Origin of the sequence: Oligoflexus sp. (assembly GCF_035712445.1) — a bacterium.
In the GTDB taxonomy this organism is placed as follows: domain Bacteria; phylum Bdellovibrionota_B; class Oligoflexia; order Oligoflexales; family Oligoflexaceae; genus Oligoflexus.
The window spans coordinates 90,964-112,057 of record NZ_DASTAT010000108.1 but is presented as its reverse complement, the minus strand read 5'-3'; the positions used below and the strand labels follow the sequence as shown (position 1 = coordinate 112,057).

At 54.8% G+C, this 21,094-nt stretch carries 13 protein-coding genes; 4 read left to right on the top strand and 9 right to left on the bottom strand.

From position 1 onward, the window contains the following. Positions 1 to 96: 96 nt before the first annotated feature. Complete coding sequence (locus VFO10_RS23810) at positions 97 to 1,002, top strand: LysR family transcriptional regulator (RefSeq protein WP_325144494.1); 906 nt, start codon at positions 97 to 99, stop codon at positions 1,000 to 1,002. A 64-nt stretch (positions 1,003 to 1,066) separates the two neighbouring features. Here the strand turns inward: VFO10_RS23810 and VFO10_RS23805 are convergent, their stop codons facing one another. From VFO10_RS23805 to VFO10_RS23770, 8 genes are all read right to left on the bottom strand, one after another. Then, complete coding sequence (locus tag VFO10_RS23805; protein WP_325144493.1) at positions 1,067 to 2,179, bottom strand: CaiB/BaiF CoA-transferase family protein; 1,113 nt, start codon at positions 2,177 to 2,179, stop codon at positions 1,067 to 1,069. 9 nt (positions 2,180 to 2,188) lie between these two features. Next, complete coding sequence (locus VFO10_RS23800) at positions 2,189 to 3,334, bottom strand: acyl-CoA dehydrogenase family protein (protein WP_325144492.1); 1,146 nt, start codon at positions 3,332 to 3,334, stop codon at positions 2,189 to 2,191. A 15-nt stretch (positions 3,335 to 3,349) separates the two neighbouring features. Continuing rightward, the gene (locus VFO10_RS23795) at positions 3,350 to 5,485 is read right to left on the bottom strand and encodes a 3-hydroxyacyl-CoA dehydrogenase NAD-binding domain-containing protein (RefSeq protein WP_325144491.1); all 2,136 of its coding nucleotides are present in this window, start codon (positions 5,483 to 5,485) and stop codon (positions 3,350 to 3,352) included. Between the two features lie 11 nt (positions 5,486 to 5,496). After that, positions 5,497 to 6,708 (bottom strand): acetyl-CoA C-acetyltransferase, encoded by a 1,212-nt coding sequence (locus VFO10_RS23790; protein WP_325144490.1) that lies wholly within the window; start codon positions 6,706 to 6,708, stop codon positions 5,497 to 5,499. A 121-nt stretch (positions 6,709 to 6,829) separates the two neighbouring features. Continuing rightward, the gene (locus VFO10_RS23785) at positions 6,830 to 7,852 is read right to left on the bottom strand and encodes an AraC family transcriptional regulator (RefSeq protein ID WP_325144489.1); all 1,023 of its coding nucleotides are present in this window, start codon (positions 7,850 to 7,852) and stop codon (positions 6,830 to 6,832) included. A gap of 9 nt (positions 7,853 to 7,861) precedes the next feature. Next, positions 7,862 to 9,313 (bottom strand): aldehyde dehydrogenase, encoded by a 1,452-nt coding sequence (locus tag VFO10_RS23780; protein ID WP_325144488.1) that lies wholly within the window; start codon positions 9,311 to 9,313, stop codon positions 7,862 to 7,864. Positions 9,314 to 9,524: 211 nt separating this feature from the next. Next, complete coding sequence (locus VFO10_RS23775; RefSeq protein ID WP_325144487.1) at positions 9,525 to 10,433, bottom strand: alpha/beta hydrolase; 909 nt, start codon at positions 10,431 to 10,433, stop codon at positions 9,525 to 9,527. Positions 10,434 to 10,526: 93 nt separating this feature from the next. Continuing rightward, positions 10,527 to 12,680 carry a molybdopterin-dependent oxidoreductase gene (locus VFO10_RS23770; RefSeq protein ID WP_325144486.1) on the bottom strand — a complete coding sequence of 718 codons (2,154 nt, stop codon included), beginning with the start codon at positions 12,678 to 12,680 and terminating at the stop codon, positions 10,527 to 10,529. A 147-nt stretch (positions 12,681 to 12,827) separates the two neighbouring features. Here VFO10_RS23770 and VFO10_RS23765 point away from each other — a divergent pair, with 147 nt between their 5' ends. From VFO10_RS23765 to VFO10_RS23755, 3 genes are all read left to right on the top strand, one after another. Continuing rightward, positions 12,828 to 13,376, top strand: coding sequence for a cyclic nucleotide-binding domain-containing protein (locus VFO10_RS23765; protein WP_325144485.1), 549 nt, complete (start codon positions 12,828 to 12,830; stop codon positions 13,374 to 13,376). Between the two features lie 4 nt (positions 13,377 to 13,380). After that, complete coding sequence (locus tag VFO10_RS23760; protein ID WP_325144484.1) at positions 13,381 to 14,022, top strand: hypothetical protein; 642 nt, start codon at positions 13,381 to 13,383, stop codon at positions 14,020 to 14,022. Positions 14,023 to 14,142: 120 nt separating this feature from the next. Then, entirely contained in the window at positions 14,143 to 14,946 is an 804-nt protein-coding gene (locus tag VFO10_RS23755) for a ribonuclease HI family protein (protein WP_325144483.1), read from the top strand. A gap of 3 nt (positions 14,947 to 14,949) precedes the next feature. Here VFO10_RS23755 and VFO10_RS23750 read toward each other — a convergent pair whose 3' ends face one another. Next, positions 14,950 to 20,961 (bottom strand): protein kinase domain-containing protein, encoded by a 6,012-nt coding sequence (locus VFO10_RS23750; protein WP_325144482.1) that lies wholly within the window; start codon positions 20,959 to 20,961, stop codon positions 14,950 to 14,952. Positions 20,962 to 21,094 lie beyond the last annotated feature (133 nt).

The following is a 21,094-nucleotide window of genomic DNA, read 5'->3' as shown; positions in this document are numbered from 1 at the left end:
GCGTCCGATAGCCTCAGTTATCGTCACTTTCATTCCCAACAAAAATGCTTATTATTTTGATGGACTCTCAACGAAACGTTAATAATCGGGAGCCTCATGAACTTCAAATCCATGTCCGTCTTCTGCAAGGTCGTTGATCACGGCGTCATGGCCCATGCTGCTGAGGATCTGCAGCTGACCCCGGCCGCGGTCAGTAAAATCGTGGGGGATCTGGAAGAAAGTCTTGGCATTCGGCTTCTGCAAAGAACCACAAGGCGGCTGCAGCTGACCGAAGCCGGAATGCATTACTATGAAGCCTGCGTGAAGATCCTGCAGGACATTGAGGATGTGCATCAGCAATTTTCGCAGCTGTCGCAGGAGGTCAAGGGTCGGTTGAAGATCGCGGCGCCCATGTCCTATGGCCTGACCCAGCTATCCAAAGTCGTCCGAGACTTCAATCGCCTTTATCCCAAGGTATCCATCTCCCTTCATCTGGAAGATGCCACCGTGAATCTGGTCGAAGAGGGCTATGATATCGCCATTCGCATCCAGCGCGAGATGAAGGACTCCAGCCTCGTGGCCAGTCTTTTCGCCGAGTTTCCGCATCATCTCGTCTGCTCGAAATCCTATAAGAAGGAGATGGGCGCGATTCAATCGCCCGAGGATCTGAAGGACCATCGCTGCCTCGCCTATACCCATGCGAAGCAGCGCAATCGCTGGGTCATGACCCATAGGAGCCGAACCCATACGCATGTCTTTGAACCGTCTGTGGCCGTCAATAACAGTCTTTTTTTAAAGGATCTTATGATGCAGGGTCAGGGCCTTTGTCTACTGCCCTCGTTTCTGATCGAAAAGGAACTCAAGGCCGAAAGCGTGGTCCGGGTTCTTCCGCAGTATGCGTTTGAACCGGCCAAAGGCTGGATCGTTTACCCGAGTCGCAGGTTTCATCCGCCGGCCGTGACGCGCTTTGTGGAATTCTTCGGGAAACAAAATAAGATCCCCCGGGGAGCAGGGGATCTTTAAGACAGTAGTATCACAACAATCGCATGTGAGCCCACATCCGCTTGCCCATACTTGTTAGGTTCTGTTACTTCAGAAGGTCGTTGTCCGCGCCTTTAGCCGCTCCGACGAAGCGATAGATAGGCTGGAAGCTCGAGAATTTAAGAGGCGAACCCAACTGCTTCTGCTGACCGCCGTAACCGGCCGGCACATCGACAAACATCTGCCGCGCCTGAAATTGGGGATGACGGATCACCTGATCCATGCTTAAAACGGGTTCCACACAGACATCGAGCTTCGAGAAAATCCCAAGCCAGGTGTCGAGCGTCTTCAGCTGAATGCGGGCCTGGATTTCGATCCGCATGCGCATCAGATAATCCGGCCGGCTCAGATCGCCCGTTAAAAGATCGAGGGCCTCGATGGCTTCCAAAAATCCACGCAGGAACTTGGGTTCCAGCCCACCGACGCTCAGATATTGGCCATCGCTGGTCTTATAGTAGCCGTAAAACGAGCCACCATTCAGCAGCGTGCCTTCCCATGTAGGGAACTGCTGCGCGCCGAGTCCCATCGACAGCCAAAGACCGGATAGCATCAGGCTGCTATCGGTGATGGAAATATCCACAGCCTGGCCTTCCCCTGTGCGCTCCCGATGATAAAGCGCCGTCAAAAGACCAAAAAGGGTATGAAAGGATCCTGCCAGATCACAGACAGGATCCCCGTGAATCACAGGGCCGCTCGCCCTGGTCCCTGTCATGGCCGCGAGACCGCTGAGCGCCGCGTAGTTGATATCGTGCCCCGCGCGATCCGCGTAAGGGCCGGTCTGACCATAGCCGGTGAGCGAGCAGTAGATAACGCGAGGGTTGACGGCGGACAAAGCCTTGTAATCAAGACCCAGACGCGCCATCACCCCCGGACGAAATTGCTCGACGATGACATCATAGTCCTGAACCAGCTCCAGAATCTTCGCGCGTGCGGAGGCTTCCTTCAGATCGAGGACGATCGACTTCTTCGACCTGTTGAGGAAGGCATGCGTGGTGCTGACGCCTTTGACAAAAGGCGGCATGGTCCGCGACATATCCTCCCGGTCGGGAGCTTCCACACGCAGAACATCAGCCCCCCAATCGGCAAGGTACATGGTCGCAAAAGGCCCTGGTAAAAGGGTCGTGAAATCCAAAACCTTAAGCTGAGCGAAGGGCTGCATGACGTTCTCCTAGAGCTGCATCTGACGGGCGATGACCGTTTTCATGATTTCATTGGCGCCGGCATAGATCCGGCCGATACGGGCGTTCAGCCACATTTTGCTGATGGTATATTCCTTCATATAACCATAGCCGCCGTGCAGCTGCAGACACTCGTCAATCACCTTGCACGCAAGGTCCGTGGTCCAGTACTTGGCCGCACAGGCCTGCTCGGGACTTACCGTTCCGTTGTTTTGCTCTTCGATCAGGCGGTCCACGTAAACCTGGGCGATGTCCGTTTCGGTGGCCATTTCCGCAAGTTTGAATTGGGTGTTTTGGAAGGCCGCAACCGGCTTGCCAAAGACGTTCCGCTCTTTCACGTACTTGATGGTCGATTCAATGGCGCCGCGGCAGTTGGCAACCGCACCGACGGCCAGCGAGAGACGTTCGGTGGCCAGCTGGGCCATCAGGTATTTGAAACCCTTGGTCGGATCGCCGAGGACGTTGCTTTTCTTCACCTTGAGATTTTCAAAGTAAAGCTCGGCCGTATCCTGCGACAGAAGACCGATCTTCTTCAAAGGCGTGCCGCGCTCCAGTCCGATATCACCGCGCTCGACGATGAAGATACCCATCGCATGCGGATTGCCTGGGACGGTTTTGGCCGCGACCAGAATCACATCCGAGTTGATCCCGTTGGAAATGAAGGTCTTCTGACCATTCAGCACCCAATGATCACCCTTGTCTTCCGCCGTAGTCTTCATGCCCGCAAGGTCCGAACCAGCACCGGGCTCGGTCATCGCCACGGCGAGGATCGCTTCACCGCTGACGATTTTGGGAATGATGCGTTTTTTCTGCTCTTCGTTGCCGTAGGTCAGAAGATAAGGAGCACAAATCGTATTGTGCAGGCCCAGCATCAGACCGAATTCGTTGTAGTAGGCCAGCTCTTCCAGCATGATCGCTTCATAGCGGAAATCGTGGATGCCGAGCCCGCCGTATTCCTCGGGCGCCTGGGGCACGAGGAAGCCCTGCTCGCCGCACTTTTGATAGATTTCGCGTGGGATGATGCCAGCGGCTTCCCACTCTTCCTGATAGGGAAGAACTTCCTTGTGCAGGAACTTTTTAAAGCTTTCGCGGAACATTTCATGTTCAGGCGTGTAGATCGTTCGCTTCGTAAACACGTGTGACTCCTTTCCTTAAAATTTTTCGTTGCGTTCAGATTTCTCAATGAGCAGCCTGGGCGGCGTGAAACGTTCACCGTAGCGTTCCGCCAGCTCATGGGCGCGCATCGTGAAGGCACGCACTCCATAGCTGTTGATGAACTGCAGTGTTCCGCCGCTCCAGGGCGCGAAACCAAAACCAAAGATCGAGCCGATATTGGCATCCGCGACCGACATCAGCACCTTTTCTTCATAGATGCGGACGGTTTCCAAAGCCTGAATGAAAAGGAGTCGATCCTTCAGGTCCTGGAAGGGCAGCGGTGATCCCTGGTAGAGGCTGCTCAGTTGAGGCCAGATATATTTCTTCCCATCTTTCGGATATTCATAAAATCCGGCGCCGGCGGCCTTGCCTTTGCGTCCGAATTCATGAAGCATGCGGTCGACCACGGCATTCGCCGGGTGTTTCGGTGCGGGCTTGCCTTGTTTGGCAAGGTCCGCTTCGGTGGCTTTGCGCACCAGATCAAAGAGCGAGAGACTGACTTCATCGGACACAGCCAGGGGACCGACCGGCATGCCGGCCTGCAGAGCCGCGCGCTCGATGGCCATCGGAGCCTGACCTTCGGCCAGCATCGCGATGCCTTCCTGGGTGAAGAGTCCGAAGACGCGCGAGGTATAGAACCCGCGGCTGTCATTCACCACTATGGGGATCTTATCGATCTGCCGTACGAAATCGAAGCTGCGGGCCAGAGTTTCCGGCGAGGTTTCCGCGCCCAGGATGATTTCGACCAGCTGCATCTTGTCGACAGGCGAGAAGAAGTGCAGACCGATAAATTGATTCTGATAGGGCGAAGCCTTGGCCAGACTGGTGATCGGCAGCGTCGAGGTGTTCGAGGCCATGATCGCATTCTTCGGCAGAACGGCTATGGTCTTTTCCGTGACGTCCTTTTTCACCTGACGATCTTCGAAGACCGCTTCGATGACCAGTTCACAGTTGGCGAGTGCTTCATAGTTATCAACCGGCTTGATGCGTTCCAGGAACGCGGCCTTGTCGGCTTCGGTGATCTGGCCTTTTTTCAGGCGGCCATCCAGAAGTTTCGCGGAATACTGTTTGCCTTTTTCCGCGGCTTCGATACTCACGTCTTTCAGATAAACTTCGATGCCTGCTTTCGCCGCAGCGTAGGCAATGCCCGCGCCCATCATGCCGGCACCGAGCACCGCCACTTTCTGGAATTTTTGTTTCGGGAAATCCTTGGGACGGCTTTCCCCGGCTTTGATCGCATTCAGCTGGAACCAGAAGGTCGAGATCATATTCTTCGCAACCTGACCCGTGGCCAGTTTCGCGAAGTAGCGGCTTTCGATCCGCAAAGCGGTATCGACATCCACATGCAGGGATTCCACAGCTGTTTCCAGGATGGCTTCCGGTGCGGGATAGCAGCCTTTGGTTTTATCGAGCAGCATCGCGGGAACGATGGGCAGCATCTCGGCAAGCTTCGGTGTCTTGGCGTTGCCACCAGGAACCTTATAGCCTTCCTGATCGAAGATCTGCTTCGATGTGGGGTTGGCCAGAATCCATTGCCGCGCCTTCTCATTCAGGTCTTCGGTGGAGTTTCCGAGTCCATGCACAAGACCCATCTTCAGAGCGGCGTCAGGAGCCAGCTGCTTCCCTTCCATCAGAAGGGGCATGCCCTGCTCCAGACCGAGCAGACGAATCATGCGGACCACGCCGCCGCCGCCGGGCAAAAGGCCGAGCGAAACTTCAGGCAGACCGATGCGAACTTTCGGATCGTTCAAAAGCAAACGGTGGTGACAGGCCAGCGCGATTTCCCAGCCGCCGCCCAGAGCGGTGCCATTGATCGCAGCGACCACGGGCACACCCAGAGTTTCCAGCGTGCGCAGGTCGGCCTTGATGCCTTCCACCATGGCGAAAACCTTATCGGCATCTTCTGGACCGATCTGGCTCAATTCCTTCAGATCACCGCCGGCAAAGAACGTGGACTTCGCGGAGGTCAAGAGAATACCCTTGATATTGGCCTTATCCGCGACGATTTTCTGGGTGACCGCACGCAGCGAATCACGGAACGCGGCGTTCATGGTATTGGCGGATTGTCCCTGAGCATCAAAGGTGAGGGTGACAATCTGATTCGAATCTTTTTCCAAACGAATATCATTCATGGACTATCCCCTCATCCGATTCGTTCAAAGACAGTGGCGATGCCCATACCGGCACCGATACAAAGCGTGACCACACCGTAACGCAGATTCAGGCGTTCCAGATCGTCCAGAAGACTGCTGGTCAGAATCGCGCCGGTGGCTCCCAGCGGATGGCCCATGGCGATCGCGCCGCCGTTGATATTAATTTTTTCAAAGGGAACGCCGGTGTCTTTTTGGAATTTCATCACCACCGAGGCAAAGGCTTCATTGACTTCAAAGAGGTCGATGTCCTTGAAATCGAGGCCGGCTTTTTTCAGTGCCAGACGGGTTGCAGGCGCAGGACCTGTGAGCATGATCGTCGGTTCGGAGCCGATGGCTGCCGTGGCCAGAATGCGCGCGCGGGGAGCGAGGCCCAGCTGATCACCGATCTTCTTGCTGCCGATCAGGACTGCGGACGCGCCGTCACTGATACCCGAGGAATTGCCTGCGGTATGCACATGATTCAGGCGCTCGACCGCGGGATATTTTTGATAGGCCACGGTGCTGAAGCCCATGTCGCCCATTTTTGCGAACGAGGCTTTCAATTGATTCAGAGTGGAAGGATTGGTGTCAGGACGGATCATTTCATTGCGATCGAGGATCACAAGACCATTTTGATCCACAACGGGGACCTGGGATTTTTGGAAATGGCCTTCCTTTTCCGCGCGAGCTGCTTTCGCATGCGAATGCGCTGCGAACTGATCCACCGCTTCACGGTTGAAACCTTCGAGCGTCGCAATCAGATCCGCACCCAAACCCTGGGGCATAAATCCTGCGTGCAGGTTGGTCTCAGGATCCTGGGCCCAGGCGCCACCGTCCATGCCCATCGGAACGCGCGACATGGATTCCACGCCACCGGCCACAACCAGATCTTCATAGCCCGAGGCAATCTTGGCGGCGGCCAGATTGATGGCTTCCAAACCGGATGCACAGAAACGATTCAGGGTCACACCCGCGACAGATTCATTCCAGTCCGCCAGCATTGCTGCAGACTTCGCGATGTTCATCCCCTGTTCCCCGACCGGGGTCACACAGCCCATCACCACATCGGAGACCAGACTGGTGTCAAGATTGTTGCGCTTTTGCAGGGCTTTCAGCTGCTGAGTCAGAAGACTGATGGGTTTGACTTCGTAAAGCTTCCCATCCGCTTTGCCCTTGCCTCTTGGAGTCCGTACGGCATCATAGATATAGGCATGTCCAGTCATTGATACTCCCTGTCTGGCTGTCTTTGAGCGTGCTTTAGCCGAACTGTAGGAAGAATCCCGACTCATGGCAATGGCAGGAGTGATCACCTTCATTGGCAGAAATGGTCACGTCAAGGGCTGATCAACCCATGTCATGGCGGCTTTGAGGTTTCTGCCGATAGGCCTGAGGCGTCAGTCCCGTCCATTTTTTGAAGGCGCGATGAAAGGTCGACGATTCCGAATAGCCTGTGGCGGCGGCGATCGCGTCGATGCTCTTGTGCGTTTGATTCAGGAAATAAAGCGATCTTTGCTTGCGAATGGATTCGCGCAGGTCGTGAAAGTTCTGACCCTCTTCCCGAAGCTTTCTGCGCAGCGAGGACGGACTGATGCCGAAATCACGCGCGAAGGCCTCCAGGCTTTTGTTCATGACGTCCTCATCATGCATCAGCGAATGACGAATGCGGGCACTATAACTATCTTCTTTCCGAAAATCGGTGAGGAAGCGATGCGTTTCCTTTTCCAAAAGCTCCCTCAGTTCAATGCGATCATGCTTGATAACCTCACGCAGTAGCTGCGAGGGGAAATGGAGGCGCGAACAGGGCTGGCGGTAGCAGACCTCGCCCGGTATTTTCCGTTCAAAGGAATGGCCGCTGTCCTCGGGACCAAAGGCAAAGTCCACGCGCAGGGGAACTATCGGTTTATCAATAAGCCATGAAAAAAGCCGCATGAGCATCGCAAAGATGGCTTCCGTAAAAAAACCGGCCGGGCCTTTCAAGGGCTCGTGGATACGCAGCTCGATCACGGCCGTATCCTGATGCCGCTTCAGATGAAGACTGAAATCCTCGGTCACCAGCCGATAAAAGCGCGTGCAGGTTTTGATCGCCTGCTCCAGCTCTTCGGCATGAATGATGGTCTGGCACATCATGGCGAAGGTGCCTGGCTTCAGGCCATGCGCGGTAAAGCCGAAACTTTCATCGCGCGAGGCCATCATGAGAAGGCGGCTGAGGCGTGAATACTGGGCCGTGGTGACCATGGCGCCCGGATCATTCAAAAGCGCTTCATCAATCTGAGCCCTGGCTAAAAGCGAGGAACGATGCTCCTGACCAAATGCGGTGGCCAGAAGTGATTTCACATAGCGAATGGCAACCCAATCTTCACGCCGCATATCCGCGCCTCAGTTGAGAAACAGCCGGAAGGCCTTGTCCTTGAATCGCCCCCAAGGGGCATAACGCAGAGGAAGATCCATAAAGGTATTATTCCGCACTACCGCTTTTCGATGCGAGAAGGATTCAAAACCATGGCGTCCGTGATAAGCGCCCATGCCGCTCTCACCCACGCCTCCAAACGGAAGCTCGGGATTGCCGGCATGCACAAGGACATCATTGATGCAGCCGCCGCCAAAGGAAATGGTGCGGAGGATATCGTCCTGTTCCCCGCGCTCTTCTGTGAAAAGGTAAAGGGCCAGAGGCTTTTCACCGGCCTTGACGAAGGCCTTGGCCTCCGCGAGGTTTTTCACCTTGAGGATCGGCAGCACAGGGCCAAAGATTTCTTCGCGCATGGCGGGTGAACTGCGATCGTTTGCGGATACAAGGGTCGGTTCAATCAAAAGGGCTTCGGCATCGCAGCGTCCGCCGTGAATCACCGTGCCGGGTGCGATCATTTTTTGCAGCCGCAGGAAATGCCGATGATTGATGATGCGCGGCAGCTGCGGATTATTCAAGGGTTCGGGGCCGAAGCGCAGCTGAATCTCGGCGCGCAGGGCTGCAACCAGGGCATCATGTATGCTTTCTTCAGCCAGAATATAATCAGGAGCCAGACAGGTCTGACCTGCGTTCAAATATTTTCCCCAAACGATCCGCCGTGCCGCAACCTTAAGGTCCGCAGTGCGGCTGACAAGGCAGGGGCTCTTGCCACCCAGCTCCAGGATACAAGGCGTCAGATGCTTCGCAGCGGCCTGCGCCACGGATCGACCGACTTCCGTACCTCCGGTGAAACAGATAAGGTCCCAGCGCTGATCCAGCAGCAGACGGCTCATCTCCACACCGCCTTCCAGAACGCATACGAGTTCAGGAGGAAAGGTATCTTCCAAAAGTTCACGAACCGCCTGAGACATGGCCGGCGCGAGTTCGGATGGTTTGAGCACCACGGTATTTCCGGCTGCAAGAGCGGCGACCAAGGGTGTGATGGTCAGGAGCAAAGGATAATTCCAAGGACTCAAAATCAAACAGCGGCCCAAAGGCTCGCGGCGAATCTCCGAACGCGCCGGAGCCAGTGCCATGGGCGTTGGGCAGCGCTCCGGTTTCATCCAGGTCCGCAGATGCTGCAGCGCATGGCGAATCTCGGCCAGGGTCACGCCGATCTCGGCAAAGTAAGCCTCTGTCCCTGATTTTCTCAGATCCTTGGCGAAGGCCTGCAGAAGACTGCCTTCGTGCTTTTCCACGGCCTTGCGTAGTTTCACAAGTTGAGCCCGGCGAAACTCTTCGTTCAGAGTCATGCCCGTGGCGAAAAACTGATCCTGTCTTCGCATGATCTCCAGTAACTGCTGCGTTTCCACGATGCTTTCCGGCAGCGTGGGAATCATGGAGAGTGGCGCTGTTTCGAGCGTTTTGCTTGGGACGTCAAACATGGCTCGGACTCCTTCTGGCTCTGCATAAGACAGGAAGACATATTGTGAGAAGTTGCGCTAACTATAGCATCATGGACTTCGGAGGCAAGATATATTCCGTTATGCGCCAGAGCCAGGGGCCTGCACCTCATGCCGCCCATAAAGCAAACGCGGGGTTAGGCCTAGGCCATACCCCGCGTGCTGTTGCTGAGCTTAATCTATGTGAGTGAGATTATCCAGCTGTCCGCAGACGCAGCCAGTTGCGACTGCTACGGATCTCATGAATACGCTGCAATTCATTGTTCAGAAAACATTGAAAGCCCCTCCGGAACTTCAGAGGCTCCGAATACATGAGCCCATGCCCGGAATGATCGAAGACCATATGCTCGCTCTGCTCCCAGTTCTGATGCAGCCAGTCCGAGCCTTCCCAGGGAAAATAACGGGAATGGCGGCCGCTCATGATCAGCCCAGGAATCTGAAACTCAGGGACGCGCGGGCGCACATCAAAGTCGGTTTCCAGAAGAAAGCAGAATATTTCATAGGTGAATTCAGGGTGAGGCAGCATGGGTTCCAGGAGCCGAAGCGGCAGCGCATCGACCATCTGCATGATCCAGCGCTGGGGAAAGGCCTGGCGAACCAGCTCCTGCACCAGAGCGCGATAGGAGCCCCCGGCATCAGACGATTTCTGCCCCCAAAGATCGACCAGAGCCTTGGCCTGCTCGATCAGCTGCGGGTTGAAACCATGAGTCCAGTCCTCTGCATTATGAAAGCGCGGGCTCATTTCGATATGCAGGTAACGTGCAATCCGATCCTGGCGGCGCAGGGCATATTCCAGTCCGACCAGAGCGCCCATGGAATAGGCACAGAGCAGAACTTTCTCCATCTGCAAGGAATCCAGGATATCGTCGATGTCATGGCAAAGGGTATCGAGCACCCGGGAGCGGTGCAGTTCACCGATCCCGGAGCGGCCATGTCCACGAAAATCAGGCATGATGAAGCGAAAGGAATTCAGGTAAGGAGCAATCAGAGGAAGCCAGTGCCGACTGTCCAGGGCGAAACCATGGAGCATAAGAACGGGTTGACCACGACCCAGAACCCGAACAAAAACAGAACTCCCGTCCCGCATTTTGACCATTGGCATGGCATCGTCCTCTCGATTTTTTTTGGATATATCTCCCCATCATAAAACGGATGCAGGAGTAAAATCGAGTCTTTTCCTGCAAAATCCATGCTTTTATTGGACAAGGCTGGCTACGCGCACCCTCTGGCCATTTAAAATCGCATTTCCTGAGAAAAGATCCACCTGCCGATCGTCCATGATATCGTTCAGGCTCACTCCCGGCGATTTCCGGGCCAGAGTGAGTTTTACCTGCTTTCTGTCATGTCCCCAGCCATGCGGAATGCTCACGACGCCGGGCATGATGCGATCGCTCAGCATCACCGGAATTTCAATGCTGCCCACCGAACTGCTGACCTGGACCTGACTGCCATCGACGATATTCCTGCGGCTGGCGTCGTCCTTGTTCATGATCAGATAGCACTGGTTCTTGCTCCTGGCGAGGCTTGGAAGGTTATGCATCCAGGAGTTGTTGCTCTTCAGATTGCGCCGGCCGATCAAATACAGCTCGTCCGCTTCATCCTGTTGAGTCTGCTTCCACGCCGGGTCATTACGGAAGATTTGAAAGGCTTCGAGCATCGGCGCCGGGCACAGATCAATCTTCTTATCCTTGGTGTAAAGGCGCTGGGGCAGGGTCGGTTCCAGAGGCCCGAGGTCAATGCCATCGGGGCTTTCCTTCAGCTTTTTCAGGCTCAGTCCCGTCTTGCGATAGGGCCCGATGCGCAGGCCAAGGTCCACGATGCGTTCCATGCCCAGGGCCTGCATGGATTTTTTAACCAGAAACTTCTTCGAGCGATCGACGAGGCCGTCCTGATAACCGATACGTGCCCAGAGTTCGAGCAGGATCTCCCAATCCTCGTAGCTCCCCTCGGGTGACTTCACGATGGCGGGTGAAAAACGGGCGATATTGCGCGCAGCGAGAGCATTGAAAATCAAATCGTAGTGACTATGCTCCAGCGAGGATGTCGGCGGCAGGATATATTCAGCCAACGCGGTTGTCTCATTCTGATAGAAATCAATCGCGACCTGCAGCTCCAGTTCACCCAAAGCCTTTTCCAGTTTACGGCCGTTGGGTGTGCTGATCACGGGATTGCCCGCGATCGTGATCAGGGCCTTGATCTGCCCTTCGCCGGGCGTAAGGATTTCGTCGGCAAGCGTGGCGACCGGCATCTCGCCGCCGAATTCCGGCAGCTGATGCACCCGACTTTTGCGGCGCCGGAAACTCCCGCGACTGCCGGCGCGGGTGGCGAATTCGACAACATCGACGGCAGGCTTTGTGAAAAGTACGCCGCCTTTTTTATCAAAGTTCCCGGTCAGGATATTGATCAGATTGATCAGCCACTGGCACACGGCTCCGTAAGCCTGGGTCGAGACGCCCATGCGGCTGTAACAGAGCGCGGGCTCATAGGTCTGAAGATCCTTCGCAACCTGTTCGATCACATCACGCCGAACGCCTGTGATGCTGCTGACCTGATCGAGGTCGATGTCCTTGAACAAGGGCTCCAGTTGATCCAGGCCTTTGATCATGGAGGAAAGCCGACCCGGCTTCACCATCTTGCGGGCAAAGATTTCTTTCACCAGCGCCGCGAGTAAAAAGGCATCCGTTCCCGGCTTGATAAAGTAGTGCTCCGATACGAGCGAGGCGGTCTCGGTATAGCGCGGATCGAAGAGCACGACCTTTCCATTTCGATGCTGAATGGCTTTCAATTTTGTGGAAAGGCCCGCCGAGGACAGAAGACTGCCGTTGGAAACGGCCGGATTCGCACCGAACATCAGCATGTAGCGGGTATTGTCCACATCCGCGATCGGCAGGAGCAGCTGATGCCCGAACATCAGATAACTCGCGAGCATATGCGGCAGCTGATCGACCGAAGTCGCCGAGAATTTATTGTGCGAACGGATCCCGCGTAAAAACATGGGCAGCAGAATCAGGTTCCCAAAATTATGGGTATTGGGGTTGCCGGCATAGGTCGCGATCGACGAACGACCGTACTTTTTTTGCAGGGCATTGACCCTGTCGGCGATCTCCTGGAAGGCCTTTTCCCAGGCGATCGGTTGAAACTGGCCGTTTACTTTTTTCAAAGGTCCGCGCACGCGGTCCGGATCCTGCCAAAGGTCCTTGAGACCCTGCGATTTGGGGCAGAAAGCCCCCTGGCTGAAAACGTCAGCCTTATTGCCGCGAATGGTCATGGACTGGTCATCGCTCAGTTCGATGGTCAAGCCGCACATGGCTTCGCATAGATTACACACCCGTTTAACGCTCTGTGACATGATCGGGCCCCTCCAGGAAATGTGCCTGAATCTTGCCACATGGCGGATGAATTTCAAGGAAATACCAAAAGCTGCGGGACCAGGCAAAACCGTGCCGTCTCTTTTCCTTCAGGGCTTTGCTAGACTGAACTCTGGAGCAAAGCAGACATGGAAGATCTCTCTAAACCGTTCTCGATACCGCAAATCGACCTCTATCGGGACCTCGATTGGGGCGCCGAGCAGCTGCTTGCGATCTTCCTTTTTCGCACCTTCTCCAAAGAGCAAAGAAGGCGCATCTGGAGCCTTGGCAGTATCCAGGTGGTAAAAAAATCCGCCCATGCCGTGATCGAGGGTGAACCATCCCGCGGTCTTTTCCTTATTCTCGGTGGACAGTTGTCCGTCTATAAGCGCGACACTCTTACCGGCGATGCCCATCGACTCGCCACTTTAAAATCCGGTGACAGCTTCGGTGAATTGAGCCTCTTCGATCAGGCGCCGCGATCGGCGACGGTATCGGCCGATGCGCAGTCCTATCTTTTCACGCTGGAAGCGGGACTTTTTGAAAGCTTCCTGGACCGGGAAGGCGATGCAACCAAAGCCCAGTTCTATAAGAACTGCGCGACCGTCCTCAGTGAAAAATTTCGCGTCCTCAATACGGATTACATAAGCTCGCAGCAGCTTCTTTGGAAATATGCTCTGCGCAAGACCAAGGAATAAAGTCGTGAAGACGGCCATGAAAAAAATCAGTCTGGATTTCAGTCGCTATGATGGGGTCGATCCTCTTTCGGAAACGCTCAGCAGCAAAGAGGAACGCGGATCACTGCTCGTCCTCAGCGGCGGCGGCTATCGCTACGACCGGCCCTGGCTTTACTATCTCACCAATCTTCATCTCGAAGTCGGCCTCGCCGCCACCTGCGTCGGCTATAAACCCGAGTTCATCAGCGATGCCAGCAAACGTCCGATTCTGCGCCGCTCCGTCAGCCGCCTCTGCACGGACTGGTCGCAGCAGACGATCAAACACAAGCAGACCATCGCCGCCTATTCCTTCGGCAACAATATCCTGGCCGAAGCTCTGAATACCGGCCTGAAACTCAATCCCAAAAACCTCATCATCTCCCTGAGCCCCCAGCTTCATCTGGATGAAGAATATCACCGCTTCCGCAAATTCCCGGAATCCACGGTCTTCGTGATCGGCGAATCCGACTCCTGCGCCCCGCGTGATCGCGTGGATACTCTGCGGAAGGACGGCTTTCGGATCTGGATGGTTCCCAACGGCGATCATGGACTGGATGATCCCCATAGCGTCAGAAGAAGCATTGAGAGCATGCGCGGTTTCTTTGATTGGCTCCGCCCCTTGATCTGACCAGACTTTGGACAGCGTCCCTAACTCAGAATGCAGCGATGTAGCGCAAATTCCTCGCGCTTCCTCTTTGAATTTGCGATAGTCTGAGCACTCGCCCATTCGATTGAAGGAAGCCCAAGCATGTCGCTCGATCCCGTGAAAATATATTTTGATGGTGGATCACGTGGAAATCCCGGCCCTGCAGCCGGCGCAGCGTATTCGGACTGGCAAGGTGGCCAACAGCGGGTCTTTTTTTTGGAATCGGCAACCAATAATGAAGCCGAGTACCATGGACTCCTGATGGGCATTGCCATGGCTAAAGACCTGGGTCTGACGTATGTTCATTTTTTTGGTGACAGCAAGCTGGTCGTCATGCAGGTCTCGGGCGAATGGCAGGCCAAACATCCCCGCATGGATGAGTTGAAGCAAAAAGCCTTGGAGGCCCTGCGCGGGATCGCTCGCTGGCAGATCGGCTGGATTCGTCGGGAAGAGAACGCCGAGGCGGATCGCATTGCCAATGAAGAGATGGATCGCCAGCTCGGTGTGATACGCATGCCGGATCCCGAACCGCTTCCATCCCTTGCCGTGACGGAGACAGCGGATGGAAAGCCGCTTCGCCCTGATATTTTAAAGTTGAATCGCATGGGCTCTCAGGCCGGTTTTGGTGATCTGATGAAGCTGAAGGTCGGCGGTGCGGATGCCTGGTCACGGGCCAGCCTGAACCTATTGAGCGAGAGCCTGGAAAACCATGAGGAGCTTTGCACGATGTTCAAGGCCAGGCTTGATGGCGATCAGCTTAGCTCTGAACTGCCCGCGGCTGCGAAAGACAAGCTTCTGCTGAATGCGCTTCGCTGGTCGGCGCGCGGCCTGCAAGGCGAACTGGCCCTGCGCAAGGTGCTGGTCGATCTTGAGATTGCGAATAAGATGAGAGTGAAAAGATCCTGACGGCTAGGATACTTTGCGTTCGCTGGCAGCATCCTTTGGGTCGAGCATCTCGCTTTGCGGCAGCTCGATGACGAACACGAAGGGGCGGAACCGGGCTTCAGGATTTCCCAGCAGCTGAATTTCAACAGATCCGCCAGCCGCTTTGATTTCCGCTTCCACGGCATTCATCCCGACCCCACGACCGGAGATTTCCGTCAAGCTCTTGCTCGTGGAAAATCCTGGATGAAAGATAAGCTGGGCGATCCTGTCTGGATTTCTTTCCTCGGCTGAGCAAAGACCCATGCGCTGGCCTTTCGCCAGAATGCCATCGAGATCCAACCCTCTGCCATCATCCTCGAATCGCATGATGAACCGCTCATGCTCGATCTTCGCAACAATGGTGAGCGTCCCCTGCTCGGTCTTGCCAATTTTGATTCGCTCTTCCGTCGACTCCAGTCCATGATCCACGGCGTTATGGAAAAGATGCGTTAAAATTCTTTCAAGGGTCCGGGCACCGGACTCAGACAGATGGAGAGGCGGAGCCACGACGACCAAAGCCGGGGCTTTCTTGTGCAGGGCTCCTGCGATTTCGGCCAGTTTCGGCTGATAGGCCTTCAACCATTGATCCAGTGGAGACGCATCGGAACCCGCCAGCCGCGATTGCCAGAAGCGGATTCTCGCCTGCATGTCCGCGCCCAGATTGAGCTGACTCAGTTTCGACAGGTCTTTCACCAGAGCAGCATAATCGTCGGTGTCCAGACCATCCTGCTTCAGCGCCGGAACCAGTTTTTTAAACTGCTCCTGGTACTCGTCGAGGACTTTTCTTAAGGACTGGATGGAGGCTATGAGATCCTGCAAACCCTTGACGCCATTTTGTTGGACAAGCTCATCTTCGACATGATGCACGGCCGCCGAGAGATTCTTAAGACCATTGCCTCGGGCCAGTCCCTTCAGCGTATGAAGCGATCGACTCAGGCTGCCCAGCGCCGGGTCCATTTCAGGGCGCTGAAGAGTCTGCAGACACTCCTCCAGCAATTGATAGGCCTCTGCAAAAAAGCGGATAAGATGGGGCGCGGGCTGGCTGAGCAGTTCCCCAATTCTCTCAAGCTCCATTTGCCTGCGGGTCGTCTCGGCCTGCAGGGCCCTCAGTGTGGTGACATCGCGAACGGCCACCAGAATCTGCGCGACCCGATTATCAGGCCCTGAAATAGGATGCCAGTCCATTTCGATTTGCTTGATGCTTCCACCCGCATGAATCGTCATTTCAAAAGGCAGATGCGCGGCATTGAGTTCGAATGCCAGAAGATCCTCGCCCAGACTGGAGAGCAGAACATTCTTCACCAAAGCTTTCCGATCCGCATCCAGGTTGGACTGGGAGAAAAGCAGCTGCTCCATGGACATGCGGGCCAAACCCTTGCGTTCGAACAGAGTCTCCAGATAGATCGAATAATCATCATCCACGGTCAGCTGGGGGCCTTTGATCGTGAAAATACCCTGCTGGATGTTCGCAAGAATCGAACGGATATCGCGGGTTCGCTCTTCGATCTTCTGCTCCATATGACTATAGAGCTGAGCCTTTTCTATCGACATCGCGGCCTGCGTGGCAAGAACCTCGACTATCTGCTTGCGATCGGACGTAAAAGCTCCGCGGGTGATGCGGTTTTCCAGATAGATGACACCGCCGAGGCGCCCTTGATTGCGCATGGGGACGCAGAGCAGCGACAGCGGCTTTTCCTTCCGCATATAGGGGTCATCTTTCAGTTCCGAGGCTGCGGGACCATCGCTGATGATCGCGATTTTCCCGCTGCGCGCCACCGATCGAACGAGGCTCTGGCACAGGTTTGTGCAGGTCTCAAGATCCTGTTCCAGGATCAAGACCTGGCTATCTCCGGCCTGCTGGACAAATTTCACCTGGTACCGCCCCTCGGCGTTCGGACCTAAAATCAAGGCGGCACGGTCGGCCCCTGCATTTTCCAGAAGAGTGACGGCGATTTTTTGCAGCAGGGCTTCCAGTCTGACTTCGCCCACCAGCACCTGGCTGGCTTTGATCAGACTCATGCTATCAATATCCAGATTCGACTGCCCTGCCATCGTATGAAGGGAATTTTGAGATCCACGCGCGGGCGCAAGCGTTGCCGTATAGGTCTCGGGCATCTGACTGCCCTCATCATCAATCAACTCCGGATAGCTCTTCTTTAAAAAGTCTATTCTGGATTTGGCTCCCCAGACATGCAGAACATGCAGGAGCTTCTGCAGATAGACCTTGGCAATTGTGAGGATTCCCCGGTTCTGATGGAACTTGAAGGTAACCTGCAGCACCAAGGCCTCCTGCCGCATCATCTTGAATTTCCGCACCGAGGCCAGAGCTTTCTCAAAACCTTGCGCGGCTTCCGAGAACTGATCCTTCACATTATTCTGAATGGCAGTCAGGAAGAGGCGATAGAATTCAAAGTTCTCGGGATTATAATCCGCCCAGGCGTTCACAAAGCGCAGGATCTTCGCGATTCTCGTCGCAGCCACGAATTTTTGAGCTTTGGACCCATGCTGAGCCTCCTGCGCGATGAGGAGGCAGTGATACATATGATAGTCAAAAACCGTGACAAGGCTGTTCAGAGATTCCTTGTGCCTGTCCATGCGCTTAAGGTAGGCGCGAGCCTCGACCCACTGCTCCTGGGACATTTGCACGTCCACTTTATTCATATAGTGGAAGGCCAGGTTCAAAGAATAGCGTGAGGCTTCACACTCTTCTTCGAATTTCTGTTCATCGAAGCCTTCAAACGACAAAGACACAGGCGTTGCGGTCTGGCCAGACACACAGAGCATATAGCCCAAAGCTTCCATGCCGAACTCGATAAACTCCCGATGCTTCGTATTTCTCACGATCAGAAGGTATTTGCTTTGTTCCCGAATCGATTCCTGTAAAGTCAATCCGCGCGTCGCATTCACGACGGAAACCCCGGTCGCGGCGATCCAGAGCAGATCACCGTCTTCAAACGCAGCTTCCAAAGCGCGCTTCACATGTCCGGCATATTCCGACGAGGGCAGGTGCCAGCTGTGAACAAAATTCGCATAGCAACCGAGAATGCGGCCGCGCAGGGCTACCCCGGGGATTTTTTCCATGATCGCGAGACCCGTGAGCGCAATGCGCCTCGCCCCTTCATTATCATTGAATGCAATCTGCAGAATACTGGCCTGAAGAACGAAGGCGTAGGCGCTTTCCGGGCAGTTGCCATAGCGAATCGCGATCTCCGCCGACCGGCTGATCAGAAAGCCGAGCAGGAGCTTCTCGCCGGTATTGACGCCGACGGCTGTCATTTCAAACATGATTTTCAGGGTCAGGCGTTTCAGAGGATCGGTGATCTCGGGTGCATTGACTAGATTTTCGTAACTCGTCTGCTTCAGAAGACGACGAAAGCGCATAAGGTTGATCGCGGTATGATAGAGCTTGGGCTTTTTCGGTATCTTGACCCCAAGAAGACCCAGGGCCTGGCGGCCCAGTCTCAGCGAGTCCTCGGCACGTCCTTGAACGGCATACTGAAAGCAAAGGTTATAGAGGGTTTCGATTTTTTCCTGCAAAGTCTCGCAGTGCTGCAGAAGCAGAAGTCCACAGGGTTCGGATTCCTGGAACCGTGAGGTCAGGAATGTGGCCTCAAAGAAACTGCTATAGATCCTGTAGGCAAGATCGTGCTGCCGCGTCCAGTAGGATTCGGGCATCAGTTGTCTCGCCAGGTTCAGCAGGCGATAGGCGCTATCATAAGCATTCGAAAGCTTTGCCACCTGAGCGGCGTCACTCAAAGCCACGAGCATGCTATCGCGTTCAGCCGGATCGGTGATCAGAGAACTGGCTTCGAAGTAATGAGCAGCCAATTCCATTGTCGTTCGCCTGGTTTGAGGCAAGGACTTTGTCATCCGTGCCAGCTGCAGATGAATGCTGGCTTTATCTTCAACCTTCAGCATGGAATCGACGGCCTGCTGAATGCGGTCATGTCGAAAGCGCAGTTCTATGATCTGCTGAAGGTCCTTGTCCTTATTATTCAGAAGGACGGGGACATCGCCCGTTACACAGATCAGGAGCCCCCTATTCAGCGCAGGAATGAGCTGTTCAAGAACACGAATGGGGGTTGATCCCGTATGGACGGCCAGGAATTTAAGATCAAAGGAATGCCCGATACACGAGGCGATTTTAAGCAGATCCGTACAGCTCGCGGGAAGATCGTTGATCCGATCCAAAAGGAATTGGACGACGTTGTCCGATGATCGCTGGCTGATAATCGTCTGGATATTCCAGGTCCAGTGACCACGGTCCCTCGCAAACGTGACCAGGTTGCGATGGGCGATATCCTTAAGCACCTCGGTGATAAAGAAGGGGTTGCCTTCCGACTGGGATTGGATCCACTGGGCCAGCTCCGCGCTGGCTGCATCATGCCGATGGACGGCATCCCCGACCAGAAGCCTCGTATCCGCTTCGGACAAAGGCCCTATGGTAATGCGACGAATCGGGCATTTTTTTTCCACATCATCGAAGATCAAACTCAGAGGATGGGCCACGCTCACTTCATTATCCCGATAGGCCAGAATCAAAAGGACTTCTTTCAGATTCTGTAGCGAACTGAGTTCCCGAATAAATTCCAGACTGGCCTGATCCGCCCACTGCACGTCATCCATAAAAAACGCTACAGGACAGTTTTCGAGGCCATAGGCGCGGAGCACGTCCATCAGGGCCCGCAAGGTCCGGCGGCTGGCATCTGCAGCAGGCAAGGCAGGAATCGGTCCAGCCGCATGAAGGAGCACGCTGAAATCCGGCACCAAATCCAGGATCACCGTGCTCAGTGGTCCCAGCACACCGTCGAGTCTTTGCTTGAGTCGCATCACTTCATGTTCAGGTCTGAGCAGGGTTTGGGCTACAAGATCCTTGAAGGCAGCCAGCACCGCGCTCAGGCTGAGATTGCGCTGAAACTGATCGAACTTGCCTTTGATGAAAAAACCGCGATGAGCCACGATCAAGGGATCCACGGCTTTGATCAGCGAGGTCTTGCCAATACCCGAGTGACCCGCGACGGCCACGATCTGAAAGCTTCCATCGGCGGCTTTATCATAGGCTTTCAATAGCTGCTGGCATTCCCGCTCACGTCCATAGAGCTTGGGGCTGACCGTAAAGATCTCGTTCCAATCCTGGGATCCCAGCTCGAAATCCTGGATGTCTCCCGTCTCTGTCCACTGCCGCTGGCAGTTTTCCAAATCAGCCAGAAGTCCTTTCGCGGTCTGATAGCGGTCCTCGACGTTCTTTTCCAGAAGTTTATGAAGCACGCGGTCCAGGACCACCGGAAGCTCACGCACTAGAGACGAGGCTGGCGCAGGCTTTTTCGCGATATGCGCGTGGATATAGCCGAGCAGATCGTCAGCAGCAAAAGGCAGGCTGCCGGTCAGCAATTCAAAAAAAGTGACTCCGAATGAATAAAGATCACTGCGCGCATCCACCTGGCGGTTCATGCGTCCCGTTTGTTCAGGCGACATGTAAGCGAGTGAGCCTTCAAAACCCTTGTCCTTGGATTCCCCGCTCAGACTATCGAACTGCACCTGAGTCGCTATCGAAAAATCAATGAGTTTGATCGTCAGGCTTTCCGGCAGAATCAGGATATTCCGGGGATTGATGTCGCGATGGATTATGGATTTTTGATGAACGTCCAGCAGAGCCTTGGCGATCTCAACGGCAACTTTGAGCTTCGCACCCAGATCGAGCTTCGGCTGGGACGCCAAATACCGCTGCAGGTTGCTGGCCGGGACAAACTCCATGAGGATGCCGTAGTGCTCACCCAGGCGCTCCCAGTCTTTGACTTTGATGATGCGATCGGAATCGAGGTCCTGGAGCGTGGAATACTCCTGGCGCAAGCGGGCCAATTCATAGGGGTTGGGCAAAGGATTTCGCAAACGCTTAAACGCATAGCGCTGTCCGCTTACGCTGTCCTCAACGAGACAGATAACGGTGCGCGGCGTCTGGTCTATATCTTCGATAATCCTTAGGGCTGAATGCGACATGAAAGCTCACCCCTCCAGTAGAGGTTTCGGCATTCCGCCAGTGAAATCAACCGGTGCGGACGGAAAATTGAATATTTCTATGGCATTTTTATCTGAACTTGGAGCTTTCCGATTTTGGAAGAAAGCAATTTAA

Coding starts and splice junctions, on each gene's coding strand:
- VFO10_RS23810 (WP_325144494.1), top strand. CDS start 97: ATGAACTTCAAATCCATGTCCGTCTTCTGCAAGGTCGTTGATCACGGC.
- VFO10_RS23755 (WP_325144483.1), top strand. CDS start 14,143: ATGTCGCTCGATCCCGTGAAAATATATTTTGATGGTGGATCACGTGGA.
- VFO10_RS23775 (WP_325144487.1), bottom strand. CDS start 10,433: ATGCCAATGGTCAAAATGCGGGACGGGAGTTCTGTTTTTGTTCGGGTT.
- VFO10_RS23795 (WP_325144491.1), bottom strand. CDS start 5,485: ATGAATGATATTCGTTTGGAAAAAGATTCGAATCAGATTGTCACCCTC.
- VFO10_RS23790 (WP_325144490.1), bottom strand. CDS start 6,708: ATGACTGGACATGCCTATATCTATGATGCCGTACGGACTCCAAGAGGC.
- VFO10_RS23785 (WP_325144489.1), bottom strand. CDS start 7,852: ATGCGGCGTGAAGATTGGGTTGCCATTCGCTATGTGAAATCACTTCTG.
- VFO10_RS23780 (WP_325144488.1), bottom strand. CDS start 9,313: ATGTTTGACGTCCCAAGCAAAACGCTCGAAACAGCGCCACTCTCCATG.
- VFO10_RS23770 (WP_325144486.1), bottom strand. CDS start 12,680: ATGTCACAGAGCGTTAAACGGGTGTGTAATCTATGCGAAGCCATGTGC.
- VFO10_RS23750 (WP_325144482.1), bottom strand. CDS start 20,961: ATGTCGCATTCAGCCCTAAGGATTATCGAAGATATAGACCAGACGCCG.
- VFO10_RS23765 (WP_325144485.1), top strand. CDS start 12,828: ATGGAAGATCTCTCTAAACCGTTCTCGATACCGCAAATCGACCTCTAT.
- VFO10_RS23805 (WP_325144493.1), bottom strand. CDS start 2,179: ATGCAGCCCTTCGCTCAGCTTAAGGTTTTGGATTTCACGACCCTTTTA.